Genomic DNA, 13,117 nt, shown 5'->3' with positions numbered 1-13,117 from the left:
AAAAAAAAGCGTGAGTCGAAAGACTCAATACTTATTACCAAGATACTTAAATGTATCAATTTAAAGGTTAAGTTAATAAGGGCGCACGGTGGATGCCTTGGCACTAGAAGGCGATGAAGGACGTGACTAACTACGAAATTCTACGGGGAGCAGTAAGTACGCATTGATCCGTAGGTGTCCGAATGGGGGAACCCAGTAGCTTATGGCTACTATCATTTGAGTGAATACATAGCTCATATGAGGCAAGACGTTGTGAACTGAAACATCTAAGTAGCAACAGGAAGAGAAAGCAAACGCGATTTCCTAAGTAGCGGCGAGCGAAACGGAATAAGGGCAAACCAGAAGATTTATCTTCTGGGGTTGTAGGACTGCGCTGTGGACTTATATTTTATAGGAGAATTACCTGGGAAGGTAAGCTAAAGAGAGTAATAGCCTCGTATCTGAAATAGAATATATACCTAGCAGTATCCTGAGTACGGCGAGACACGAGAAATCTCGTCGGAATCTGGGAGGACCATCTCCCAACCCTAAATACTCTCTAGTGACCGATAGTGAACAAGTACCGTGAGGGAAAGGTGAAAAGAACCCCGGGAGGGGAGTGAAATAGCACCTGAAACCGTGTGCCTACAACAAGTTCGAGCCCGTTAATGGGTGAGAGCGTGCCTTTTGTAGAATGAACCGGCGAGTTAAGTTATGATGCGAGGTTAAGATGAAGAGTCGGAGCCGCAGCGAAAGCGAGTCTTAATAGGGCGCATTAGTATCATGATTTAGACCCGAAACCAAGTGACCTATCCATGAGCAGGGTGAAGGTGCGGTAAGACGCACTGGAGGCCCGAACCAGGACACGTTGAAAAGTGTTTGGATGACTTGTGGATAGCGGAGAAATTCCAAACGAACTTGGAGATAGCTGGTTCTCTCCGAAATAGCTTTAGGGCTAGCGTCCAACTTGAATGTAATGGAGGTAGAGCACTGTTTGATTGAGGGGTCCATCCCGGATTACCAATATCAGATAAACTCCGAATGCCATTTACATGCGTTGGGCAGTCAGACTGTGAGTGCTAAGATCCATAGTCGAAAGGGAAACAGCCCAGACCATCAGCTAAGGTCCCAAAATATATGTTAAGTGGAAAAGGATGTGGGATTGCACAGACAACTAGGATGTTAGCTCAGAAGCAGCTATCATTTAAAGAGTGCGTAATAGCTCACTAGTCGAGTGATCCTGCGCCGAAAATGTACCGGGGCTAAAACATATTACCGAAGCTATGGAATTAAATTTATTTAATTGGTAGGAGAGCGTTCTTATCAGCGACGAAGGTATACCGTGAGGAGTGCTGGAGCGATAAGAAGTGAGAATGCCGGTATGAGTAGCGCAAGACAGGTGAGAATCCTGTCCACCGTAAGACTAAGGTTTCCAGGGGAAGGCTCGTCCGCCCTGGGTTAGTCGGGACCTAAGGAGAGGCCGAATGGCGTATCCGATGGACAACAGGTTGATATTCCTGTACTAGGTTATATAGTGATTGGAGGGACGCAGTAGGCTAAGATGTGCCAGTTAATGGATTCTGGTCTAAGCAGTGAGGTTTGGTATGAGTTAAATGCTTGTACCTCTAAGATTGAGCTGTGATGGGGAAGCACTTTCGAGTGCGAAGTATCTGATGTCACACTGCCAAGAAAATCTTCTAGCGTTTAATTATAACCTACCCGTACCGCAAACCGACACAGGTAGTCGAGGCGAGTAGCCTCAGGTGAGCGAGAGAACTCTCGTTAAGGAACTCGGCAAAATGACCCCGTAACTTCGGGAGAAGGGGTGCTCCATTTAGGTGGAGCCGCAGTGAATAGGCCCAAGCGACTGTTTATCAAAAACACAGCTCTCTGCTAAATCGTAAGATGATGTATAGGGGGTGACGCCTGCCCGGTGCTGGAAGGTTAAGAGGAGTGCTTAGCGTAAGCGAAGGTATGAATTGAAGCCCCAGTAAACGGCGGCCGTAACTATAACGGTCCTAAGGTAGCGAAATTCCTTGTCGGGTAAGTTCCGACCCGCACGAAAGGCGTAACGATTTGGGCACTGTCTCAACGAGAGACTCGGTGAAATTTTAGTACCTGTGAAGATGCAGGTTACCCGCGACAGGACGGAAAGACCCCATGGAGCTTTACTGCAAGTTGATATTGAGTATCTGTTGCACATGTACAGGATAGGTAGGAGCCGAAGAATTGTGAACGCTAGTTTACAAGGAGGCGTTGTTGGGATACTACCCTTGTGTCATGGCTACTCTAACCCGCACGGCTAATCGTCGTGGGAGACAGTGTCTGCTGGGCAGTTTGACTGGGGCGGTCGCCTCCTAAAGAGTAACGGAGGCGCTCAAAGTTTCCCTCAGCATGGTTGGAAATCATGCGTAGAGTGTAAAGGTATAAGGGAGATTGACTGCGAGACTTACAAGTCGAGCAGGTACGAAAGTAGGACTTAGTGATCCGGTGGTACCGCATGGAAGGGCCATCGCTCAACGGATAAAAGCTACCCTGGGGATAACAGGCTTATCTCCCCCAAGAGTTCACATCGACGGGGAGGTTTGGCACCTCGATGTCGGCTCGTCGCATCCTGGGGCTGTAGTCGGTCCCAAGGGTTGGGCTGTTCGCCCATTAAAGCGGCACGCGAGCTGGGTTCAGAACGTCGTGAGACAGTTCGGTCCCTATCCGTCGCGGGCGTAGGAAATTTGAGAGGATCTGCCCTTAGTACGAGAGGACCGGGGTGGACTTACCGCTGGTGTACCAGTTGTCTTGCCAAAGGCATCGCTGGGTAGCTATGTAGGGAAAGGATAAACGCTGAAAGCATCTAAGTGTGAAACCTACCTCAAGATGAGATTTCCCATTCTTTATGAATTAAGAGCCCTGAGAGAAGATCAGGTAGATAGGCTAGAAGTGGAAGAATAGTGATATTTGTAGCGGACTAGTACTAATAGCTCGAGGACTTTACCTAGTAAAGTAAACTGAGGACCATGGTCTGAAGTTTAAAAAGAGTTTAAGAACGTTTTGGTTTAAGCCATTATTTTAGAAATGAGTTATTCAGTTTTGAATGTTCAAACGCCGTTTAGATATTCAAAGATAAGTTTGGTGCTTATTGCATGAGAGATACACCTGTTCCCATGTCGAACACAGTAGTTAAGTCTCATTACGCCGGAAGTAGTTGGGGGTTGCCCCCTGTGAGATAAGGTCGGTGCCAAGCATATTGGGGAGTTTAGCTCAGCTGGGAGAGCATCTGCCTTACAAGCAGAGGGTCAGCGGTTCGATCCCGTTAACTCCCATTAGGTTTATACCTAATGAAATAACATAATTTGGAAGGGTAGCGAAGTGGCTAAACGCGGCGGACTGTAAATCCGCTCCTTCGGGTTCGGGGGTTCGAATCCCTCCCCTTCCATATTACCTTTGCGGGCATAGTTTAAAGGTAGAACAAAGGTCTCCAAAACCTTTGGTGTGGGTTCAATTCCTGCTGCCCGTGTTTCACATTTTGGCGGTCGTGGTGAAGTGGTTAACACATCAGCTTGTGGCGCTGACACTCGCGGGTTCGATTCCCGTCGACCGCCTTTAATTAAATTTTGGGGTATAGCCAAGCGGTAAGGCAAGGGACTTTGACTCCCTCATGCGTTGGTTCGAATCCAGCTACCCCAGTTTATTGAAATTTCGATATTAGAATTTGCCGGCGTGGCGGAATTGGCAGACGCGCTGGACTCAAAATCCAGTGTCTTCACGGACGTGCCGGTTCGACCCCGGCCGCCGGTATAATTGCAAATTCATGAAGACATATGTCTTTTTTTTTATAATTTTTATTTAATAGTACCTATCATTCAATATTTTTATATAGGTAGACTCGGTTTAGAGCATAGATTACACGATTAAAGTTTTACAATATGTTATAATAAGAAAAGATTTGATAAGTAAATAATATTGATATTTGGAGAGTAAATCATGATCAATGGGACAGTAACAGAATTAGCTGAAGCTTTTGGCGTAACACGTCAAGCGATTAATAATCGTGTAAAAAAGCTTGAAGATGAGTATTTAAGTAAAAATGAACGTGGTGTTACTGTTGTTAACCGTGAGGGAATAGTTATTCTTGAAAAACATTATGGCAAGACAATTCTTGTTGATGATGTTGAAGAGGACAAAGCAACAGGGGCAGTTGATTTTGAAAAGCTCATTTCTCAATTATTAACAGACAAGAATAAAGAGATTGAGCGGTTGAACGAACAAATTGTGATGAAAGATAGCCAAATTGCTGAAAAAGACAAGCAATTAGATCAGCAACAACAGTTAACTGCTAAAGCCTTAACTGAGCGAGAACAGACATTGATAGAGCTTGCAGACGAAAAATCAAAAGGTTTTTTTGCGAGACTATTTAAAAAGTAATGTAGTACAGATTTAATATATTGACTTAAAAGGACGTTTTTAGTCCTTTTTTATTTTTTGTTATAGTACAAAACAATGTAAATATAGCGTTTTTTCTTGCAAATATACGATAAAAAAGGTATGATTATAGTGTAAGTTAAATAATTAACTTTCAATTGTAGAATGCATATGCATTCAAGTATAAAGTTTTTATTTCCATAGGAGGATTACTACAAAATGGTAGTTAAAGTTGGTATTAACGGTTTTGGCCGTATCGGTCGTCTTGCTTTCCGTCGTATTCAAAACGTTGAAGGTGTTGAAGTTGTTGCAATCAACGATCTTACTGATCCAGCAATGCTTGCTCACTTGTTGAAATATGATACTACTCAAGGACGCTTCGACGGTAAAGTTGAAGTTAAAGAGGGTGGATTCGAAGTTAACGGCAAATTCGTTAAAGTTACTGCTGAAGCTAACCCAGCTAACATCAACTGGGCTGAAGAAGGTGCAGAAATCGTTCTTGAAGCAACTGGTTTCTTCGCAACTAAAGAAAAAGCTGAACAACATTTACACGCTAACGGTGCTAAAAAAGTTGTTATTACAGCTCCTGGTGGAAACGATGTTAAAACAATCGTTTTCAACACTAACCATGAAGTATTAACTGGTGAAGAAACAGTTATCTCTGGTGCATCATGTACTACTAACTGTCTTGCACCAATGGCTGATGCTTTGAACAAAAACTTTGGTCTTAAAGTTGGTACTATGACAACTATCCACGCTTACACTGGTGACCAAATGACTCTTGACGGTCCTCACCGTGGTGGAGACTTCCGTCGTGCACGTGCTGCAGCAGAAAACATCACACCTAACTCAACTGGTGCTGCTAAAGCTATCGGTCTTGTATTACCAGAATTGAACGGTAAACTTCAAGGTCATGCACAACGTGTTCCAGTTCCAACTGGTTCATTAACTGAACTTGTTTCAGTTCTTGACAAAAACGTAACTGTTGAAGAAGTTAACGCTGCAATGAAAGCTGCAGCTAACGAATCTTACGGATACAACGAAGACGAAATCGTTTCTTCTGATATCGTAGGTATCTCTAACTCTTCATTGTTTGATGCAACTCAAACTGAAGTTACTGAAGCTAACGGTGTTCAATTAGTTAAAACAGTTGCTTGGTATGACAACGAAATGTCTTACACATCTAACCTTGTTCGTACTCTTGAATATTTCGCTAAAATCGCTAAATAATTCTGTTATTTAACGTTTAAAACAGAGAAGCTTAGCTCCTCTGTTTTTTGTTGCAATTTTATTAATGTACTAATGTAAAGAGAATTGGAGAATTATGGAAGCACAAAAGTGTATAAGTTGTGGTAGTGAGTTCACATATGAGTTGTCAGATACAACTTTTGGTTGTTCTGAATGTGGTAATGAATTTAGTGTATCTGACATAGCAGCTGCTAGCGATGCCTCTAAATTTACTGTAGAAGACTCTGTAGGGACGCTATTAGCCGATGGGGATGATGTTATTATTATCCAAGACCTAACTGTTAAAGGTATGCCAAAGCCGATTAAAAAAGGAACGAAAGCTAAAAATATTCGACTCAATGAAAATGGTAAAAATGGTCATTTTATTGATGCTAAAATCGATGGTTTTGGTGCAATGGGTCTAAAAGGGTCAGTTGTAAAAAAAGCATAAGCTAACAAGATAAGTATATGTCTGGCAGTTTATCTTTTAGTTTGGTAAAATAAGAGCATAGAAAATTTTGAAAAATTAGTATACTCATTTAAGCTAGATCAATTGAGTTATGAGGAGAAATAATGAATATTTATGATACAATGAATCAACTTGAACGTGAACTGCGTGCATTACCAGAATATCAGGCAGTTGTTTCTGCATTAGCGGCAGTTAAAGCAGATGAAACAGCTAGTGCTTTATATGCGCAGTTTATGGATGTCCAAATGAAGATGCAAACAGGTCAAGCACTTAGTGAAGAAGAGCAAAAATCAGCACAGGAATTATTTGCTAGTTTACAAGAAAATGCTGTGATGTCCGAACTATTAACTAAAGAGCAAGCCTTGCAAACGATCACAAGTGACTTACAAGATATCGTCTTTAAACCACTTCAAGAATTATACGCTCAGTAATCTGTGATATAAGTAAGTAAAGTAAAAAGGGGAAGAGACCCCTTTTTATTGTACTCTGATATGGATAAAAAGAGAGTACTTTATATCGTTTTTTGAATAGTAAAGTGGTATGATATGTATGTCATAATAATCGTTATCGTGTTTGGATATGATTGGTTGCTGTTTTTGGAGCTATTAAGATATCTACAGGTATAACCTATTGATCTGATAGATAATTTGGGAAGTAAGGACATAATATTTATTATTCCTTTATCATTATTATTATGTAGTTTCTTGTCTGCTAAAAAGCTCTTGCAAAGTCGTGATATTTCTCCAGTTAAACTTTTAGTCAATGAAGTGATTTTTGTATTTGTTTTATTAGCGTTAGTTATTTCAATTTGTTATGTTTATCGGATTTATTTTTCTTTAATATGATTGTATGTGAGGTAAATGGTAACAGACTACTTAATCGTTTAAATGAGGAATAGTACTAAATTAGTCTGTGTATAGTGTGAACATGGTATAATGATGGTATGAAACTGCTAGATTCAATTCAATTTTTAAAAGGTGTAGGCCCAAAATCTGCCGAGCGATATCATCAGCTGGGTATTTTTACTATATCTGATTTATTGGAATACTTTCCTTTTAGATATGATGATTTTGCGGCTAAACCAGTTTTCGAATTGATAGATGGTGAAAAGACAACAATCATCGGTACAGTAGTGACCCCTGCAAATGTCAGTTATTATGGCCCTCGTCGAAATCGATTAACCTTTAAAATCAAACAAGATGAGGTGGTGATTGCGATCAGCTTTTTTAATCAGCCTTATCTTCAAAGTAAGGTTGAGTTGGATAAGGAGATTGCGATTTATGGTAAATGGGATGCCAAAAAATTAAGCCTTACAGGTATGAAAATCCTTGCACAGGTTGAAAATAGTTTCCAACCTGTCTATCATGTGATGAAGAACGTAAAACAATCAGCTTTAGTCTCACTATTACAGTCAGTATTTGATGCAGGTGTGGGAGAATTGATACCTGAGAATTTACCGCCATCATTATTAGAAAAATATAGATTGGTGAGTCGTAAAACAGCTGTACATGATATGCACTTTCCAGCTGATGAAGCAGCTCATCATCAGGCTTTGCGTCGAATGAAGTTTGAAGAGTTGTTTTATTTTCAATTTAAAATGCAAGTTCTTCGTTTAAAAGATAAGTGCATGGCACGTGGTTTAACGATAGACTTTGATAAAGAAGCGCTTGTAGAAAAAATAAAGACTTTACCTTTTCCCTTAACTGCAGCTCAGAAGCAATCGTTACGTGAAATTATTACTGATATGGCAAGCCCTTATCATATGAATCGGTTGTTACAAGGGGATGTAGGAAGTGGTAAAACGGTTGTCGCAAGTCTGGCTATGTATACTGCTGTAAAAGCTGGGTTCCAAGCAGCCTTGATGGTACCGACTGAAATTTTGGCTCAACAACATTATGACAGTTTACAAGCCTTATTTCCGGAGTTATCGGTTGGTTTGTTAACTGGTGGTATGAAAATTGCTGAGCGACGTGACATATTAGCTGGCCTTGAGTCAGGTGAGATTCAGATGATCACTGGGACACATGCTTTGATTCAAGAATCAGTGAATTATCATGCACTGGGTCTGGTTATAACAGATGAACAACATCGTTTTGGGGTTAATCAGCGTCGTATTTTTCGAGAAAAAGGACAAAATCCTGATGTGCTAATGATGACTGCTACACCGATTCCAAGAACGCTTGCTATCACCGCATTTGGCGATATGGATGTTTCAATCATTGATGAATTACCCGCTGGGAGAAAGCCTATCACGACACGTTGGGTTAAACATGAGCAGCTTTTACCGAGTGTTTTACCGTGGGTAAGTGATGAGATTACTAAAGGTGCTCAAGTTTACTTTATTTCTCCTTTGATTGAGGAGAGTGAAGTGATGGATTTAAAAAATGCGACTGATTTATTTCATGATTTACAAGCATTTTTTGGTGATAATGTAAAAATTGCGCTATTACATGGTAAATTAAAGAATAGTGAAAAAGATCAAATCATGATGGATTTCAAGGCACGAAAATATGATGTCTTGGTATCAACAACGGTAATTGAGGTTGGCGTGAATGTGCCTAACGCAACACTTATGGTAATCATGGATGCTGATCGTTTTGGATTGTCCCAACTGCATCAATTACGTGGTCGTGTTGGCCGTGGAGAAAAAAAATCGACGACGATACTAGTTGCTAATCCAAAATCAGATAGTGGTAAGCATAGGATGAAGATCATGACCGAAACACAAAATGGGTTTGTCTTGGCAGAAGAAGATTTGAAAATGCGTGGTAGTGGGGAGATTTTTGGCACACGACAATCAGGTATTCCAGAATTTTCAGTTGCTGATATTGTCAATGACTACCCTATTTTAGAAGTAGCACGTACAGAAGCGATTACTATATGTAAAGAAAAAGATGGCTCGCAAAAAGCAGCCTATGAGATGATTTTGGCGAACTTATCAAATGAAGAGAGTTTCGATTAAAGGAGATAGTGATGAAAAAAGTAGTTGTAATTACTGGTGCAAGTAATGGAATGGGACTTGCTGCAGCCAAGTTATTTGCGTCTAAAGGATGGCTAGTATACGGTGGTGCAAGACGTGTTGAAAAGATCCCAACTGAAGATGGGATACATGCACTACGCTTAGATGTGACCGATCATCAATCAAATACAGCCTTTATAGAGACTATCATCAAAGAGGCTGGCCGAATTGATGTCTTGATCAATAATGCTGGATACGGTGAATATGGCGCTGTGGAAGAGGTACCTCTATCGAACGCTAAAAAACAATTTGAGACCAATTTTTTTGGTGCAGCAGAGCTAAGTCAATTGGTATTACCTACGATGAGACAGCAAAAATCAGGTAGAATTATTAATATTTCATCTATAGGTGCCAATGTCTATCTACCTTTAGGGTCGTATTATCATGCAACTAAAGCAGCATTACAACTTTGGAGTGATGCGCTTGATATGGAAGTGAAATCGTTTGGTGTACGTAGTATTACGATACAGCCAGGATTAACGCGCTCAGCTTGGGGTGATATCGCGATGGATAATGCACGTAAAAATGCTAAAGAGGACTCTGTCTATCTGCCTTTGTTAAGTCGCGTTGGTGGCTTATTAACAGTTAATAATAATGCATTTGTTTCTAGTGCAGATAAGATCGCGGCCCTATTTTATAAGGCTGCGACTGATCAGCGAGTTAAAGGACGATACTTTAATAGTGTCGCTGATAAGATGACAGTCTGGTTTGCAAGATCTCATCCTTATTTGTTTAATAAAACGTTGGGGCTGATGCTAAAAAGGGTCTCACGTCGAACTGAAAAATAATAATAAGTTTAAAGAACAATCTAGTGAATTGTTCTTTTTTATGTGATAGAAAGTAATCTGGTAGTTGCCAAGGAACCGTTCTTATGATAGAATTGATGTTGATTTCGAAACTATTATAGATTTATTTTTATTTCAAATTAATTATAAAAAAATATGGAATTTAAATTTATTATAAGATGCACTGGTGATGATGACTATACTTGGGCATAACTTTGAAAAATCAAGTAGTGTGCTAAAATGACGCTTGCATCATTCGCTAGCATACTTAAAATTAAAGGGAGATTTCCATGACAGAAGTGGAACAGAAAAAAGGACTGTTTGGGTTGGCAAAAGGTTTTCCAACTATTCTAGGAACAGAATTTGCTGAACGTTTTTCATACTACGGGATGAAAGCGGTTTTACTTTATTATATGATTAATACTACTGCTCAAGGTGGCCTAGGATTACCGCGCGCTGATGGCGTCGCAATTTCTGCCTTATATGGTGCCTTGATCTATATGTCAACAATTGTTGGTGGGTGGCTATCAGATAGAGTATTTGGTGCTGCTCGTATCGTTACGATCGGTGGTGTTTTCATTCTAGCTGGTCACATTGTTTTGGCTTTACCTTTTGGTGAGCCGGCCTTACTGGCATCCTTAGCGCTATTGATTATTGGGACTGGGATGTTAAAACCCAACGTATCGACATTAGTTGGTAGTGTTGTTAAAGATGACAAAGATGCGAACGTCGCCTTCTCATTGTTCTATGTTGCGATAAATCTCGGTAGCTTCATATCACCAATTGTAGTATCTGCTTTGCAAATAAAATATGGTTTTCATGTTGCCTTCTCAGCTGCAGCAGTTGTTATGGGACTAGGCCTTGCAATTTATGTTTGGGGATATGCAAGATTTCTTAGACATCATCTTGATGTTTTAGCACCTAATCCAATCGCAAAAACTGAGCGTAAAAAAGTAACTTTGACCATCGTTAGTATCATTGTGATTATAGTCTTTGGGTTTTGGCTTAGTATCATGACACATACATTTTCTATCGGTGCCCTTTCTAAGGTCGTTACTGTAGCAGCAGTTGTGTTAACAGGTTATTATTTTACACATATCTTAACGAGTAAACTTGTGACATCTGGTGAAAAACGCAAAGTTGTGGCTTATATTCCGATATTCTTATCTGGTGTTGCACTTTGGGCAGTCCAAGAAGGTGGTGGGACGATAGTTGCAGAATTTGTGACCCGTTCGGATCATAATTTTATTGGTTTCAAGATTGCTGATGCGATGGTGCAAGCTGTGAATCCATTTGTTGTGGTGTTTGGGACAGCAACTATGGCCTTTGTTTATAAAGTATTTGCTGATAAATTACCCAATCTATTTCAACGCTATGCGATAGGGATGGCCTTGGTTGGGGCAAGCTATCTACTCTTATTAACTCCAGCATTAACCGGTAGTGGTTTTTCAGCAAACTGGATTGTTTTATCTCTTGGGGTAGTCGCTTTTGGTGAGGTGCTCATCTCTCCTGTGTCACTTGCTGTTACAAACCGTTTAGCTCCTAAAGCGTTTGAAGCACAGATGATGGCAATTTGGTTTTTATCTAATTCAGTAGGTCAAGGTATCAATGCAAGCTTATCAGGATTTTATTTAAATCATACGGTACTTTATTTTGCTATCTACGCATCTGTGCCTATCTTATTTGCAATTGGTTTAGTCATAGGTGCTAAACAGTTAACACATATGATTGGTGACTAATTAATTCATATGTTAGTCTTCTATCAACTAAAAGACCAAGTACATCAACTGATGTGCTTGGTCTTTTTATAGTCATCGTTATTTTCCTAGACAAAATTGGCTAAATAACTGTGTAATTAATTCATCTGGTGCACTATCTCCAGTGATTTCACCGAGAACTTCCCATGTTCTAGTCATGTCAACTTGGACAAGATCGACAGGCATTCCCATATCAAGTCCGTCATTTACCGCATCTAATGAGGCCAGTGCCTGCTCTATTAAGGCGATATGTCGAGAGTTAGAGAGATATGTAGCATCCTGTTCAACTATACCAGCGTTGTCAAAAAAGAGTGTATTGATACGGTCTTCAATCTTATCAATATTTGTATCTTTGAGTACCGAAATTTTGATGATATCGTCTGGTAATTTTGATAAATCAATCTTTTCGGGTAAATCTGTTTTATTGAGTAAGATGATCCGGTTAGTCTCTTGTGTCAAGGCTAATAAAGCCTCATCTTGGTCACTTAGTTGCTCGCTAGCATTAAGTAGCAGTAATACTAAATCGGCTTCAGTTAATGCTTTGTGTGAGCGTTCTACACCAATCTGCTCCACGATGTCATCAGTTTCGCGAATACCTGCGGTATCCACTAGTTTTAATGGTACGCCATTAATATTAACATACTCTTCTATCACATCACGCGTTGTACCTGCAATATCCGTGACAATCGCTTTTTCTTCTCTAAGTAGATGGTTGAGTAAACTAGACTTACCGACATTAGGACGCCCGATGATAGCAGTAGAAAGCCCTTCACGAAGAATTTTACCGCGTTTAGCTGTTTTAAGCAGGTTATCGAGTAAGTGTCTAAACTCAGCTGTTTTTTCACGAAGTAATTTTGTGGTCAATTCTTCTACGTCATCGTATTCTGGATAATCAATATTCACCTCAACTTGCGCGAGTGTTTCAAGGATATTCTGACGTGTATTGTTGATCAAGGATGATAAACTACCATCTAACTGTTGCACAGCAATCGACATCGCCTGATCAGTTTTGGCACGGATGAGGTCCATGACGGCTTCTGCTTGTGAGAGATCCATTCGACCATTTAAAAAGGCACGTTTAGTAAATTCACCTGGTTCAGCCATACGTGCACCATTACGCAAGAGAAGTTGCAAGATTTCATTCATAACTGCAATACCGCCATGCGTGTTGATTTCAACAACATCTTCTCTAGTGAACGTTTTAGGTGCTTTCATCACACCAACCATCACTTCATCTAGTACACGTGTCTCTTCAACTATATGCCCATAATTCAGCGTATGTGTCTCGCAGTCTGCCAAAGCCTTACCCTTGAAGACTTTATCAGCAATTTGAATCGCCTCTTGTCCTGAAAGTCTGACAATCCCAATCGCCCCTTCGCCAAGAGGTGTAGAGATTGCAACAATCGTATCAAATTCTTTAGTTATCATACCTCTTATTTTATCTTAAAATCTGTAAAACAGCAAT

Annotated in this window: 8 protein-coding genes, 6 tRNA genes and 2 rRNA genes; 15 read left to right on the top strand and 1 reads right to left on the bottom strand. The window is 40.3% G+C overall.

Translation table 11 applies throughout. The features are described 5' to 3' along the window. Window positions 1–65: 65 nt before the first annotated feature. The 15 genes from RU87_RS06680 (at window position 66) to RU87_RS06610 (ending at window position 11,634) form a co-directional block, all read left to right on the top strand. Window positions 66–2,971, top strand: a 23S ribosomal RNA gene (locus tag RU87_RS06680). 130 nt (window positions 2,972–3,101) lie between these two features. Then, window positions 3,102–3,217: ribosomal RNA gene (gene rrf / locus RU87_RS06675) — 5S ribosomal RNA — on the top strand. Between the two features lie 6 nt (window positions 3,218–3,223). Further along, window positions 3,224–3,296 (top strand) — tRNA-Val (locus RU87_RS06670). A gap of 32 nt (window positions 3,297–3,328) precedes the next feature. Beyond that, window positions 3,329–3,409 (top strand) — tRNA-Tyr (locus tag RU87_RS06665). Between the two features lie 10 nt (window positions 3,410–3,419). Next, a tRNA-Trp gene (locus tag RU87_RS06660) sits at window positions 3,420–3,490 on the top strand. 12 nt (window positions 3,491–3,502) lie between these two features. Then, a tRNA-His gene (locus RU87_RS06655) sits at window positions 3,503–3,575 on the top strand. A gap of 13 nt (window positions 3,576–3,588) precedes the next feature. Beyond that, a tRNA-Gln gene (locus tag RU87_RS06650) sits at window positions 3,589–3,660 on the top strand. A 27-nt stretch (window positions 3,661–3,687) separates the two neighbouring features. Beyond that, window positions 3,688–3,771: transfer RNA gene (locus RU87_RS06645), tRNA-Leu, on the top strand. 183 nt (window positions 3,772–3,954) lie between these two features. Then, window positions 3,955–4,398: a DUF536 domain-containing protein gene (locus RU87_RS06640; protein ID WP_068162839.1), complete on the top strand. Its 444-nt coding sequence runs from the start codon at window positions 3,955–3,957 to the stop codon at window positions 4,396–4,398. A 216-nt stretch (window positions 4,399–4,614) separates the two neighbouring features. After that, on the top strand, window positions 4,615–5,625 hold the full coding sequence (gap, locus tag RU87_RS06635; RefSeq protein WP_068162842.1) for a type I glyceraldehyde-3-phosphate dehydrogenase: 1,011 nt from the start codon (window positions 4,615–4,617) through the stop codon (window positions 5,623–5,625). A gap of 94 nt (window positions 5,626–5,719) precedes the next feature. Further along, window positions 5,720–6,073, top strand: a complete 354-nt coding sequence (locus tag RU87_RS06630; RefSeq protein ID WP_068162845.1) for a zinc ribbon domain-containing protein YjdM — start codon at window positions 5,720–5,722, stop codon at window positions 6,071–6,073. A gap of 122 nt (window positions 6,074–6,195) precedes the next feature. Continuing rightward, window positions 6,196–6,522, top strand: a complete 327-nt coding sequence (locus RU87_RS06625) for a YlbF family regulator (RefSeq protein ID WP_068162848.1) — start codon at window positions 6,196–6,198, stop codon at window positions 6,520–6,522. Window positions 6,523–7,034: 512 nt separating this feature from the next. After that, window positions 7,035–9,053 carry an ATP-dependent DNA helicase RecG gene (gene recG, locus RU87_RS06620; RefSeq protein ID WP_068162851.1) on the top strand — a complete coding sequence of 673 codons (2,019 nt, stop codon included), beginning with the start codon at window positions 7,035–7,037 and terminating at the stop codon, window positions 9,051–9,053. Between the two features lie 11 nt (window positions 9,054–9,064). After that, a complete protein-coding gene (locus RU87_RS06615; RefSeq protein ID WP_068162856.1) occupies window positions 9,065–9,898 on the top strand; it encodes an SDR family NAD(P)-dependent oxidoreductase in 834 nt (277 codons plus the stop codon). Window positions 9,899–10,185: 287 nt separating this feature from the next. Next, window positions 10,186–11,634 carry a peptide MFS transporter gene (locus tag RU87_RS06610; RefSeq protein ID WP_068162859.1) on the top strand — a complete coding sequence of 483 codons (1,449 nt, stop codon included), beginning with the start codon at window positions 10,186–10,188 and terminating at the stop codon, window positions 11,632–11,634. Window positions 11,635–11,712: 78 nt separating this feature from the next. Here RU87_RS06610 and mnmE read toward each other — a convergent pair whose 3' ends face one another. Then, window positions 11,713–13,080: a tRNA uridine-5-carboxymethylaminomethyl(34) synthesis GTPase MnmE gene (gene mnmE, locus RU87_RS06605; protein ID WP_068162860.1), complete on the bottom strand. Its 1,368-nt coding sequence runs from the start codon at window positions 13,078–13,080 to the stop codon at window positions 11,713–11,715. Window positions 13,081–13,117: the final 37 nt, after the last annotated feature.

Source organism: Pseudolactococcus plantarum (genome assembly GCF_002441715.1).
GTDB lineage: Bacteria > Bacillota > Bacilli > Lactobacillales > Streptococcaceae > Pseudolactococcus > Pseudolactococcus plantarum.
This window is presented reverse-complemented; position numbering and strand designations above follow the sequence as displayed.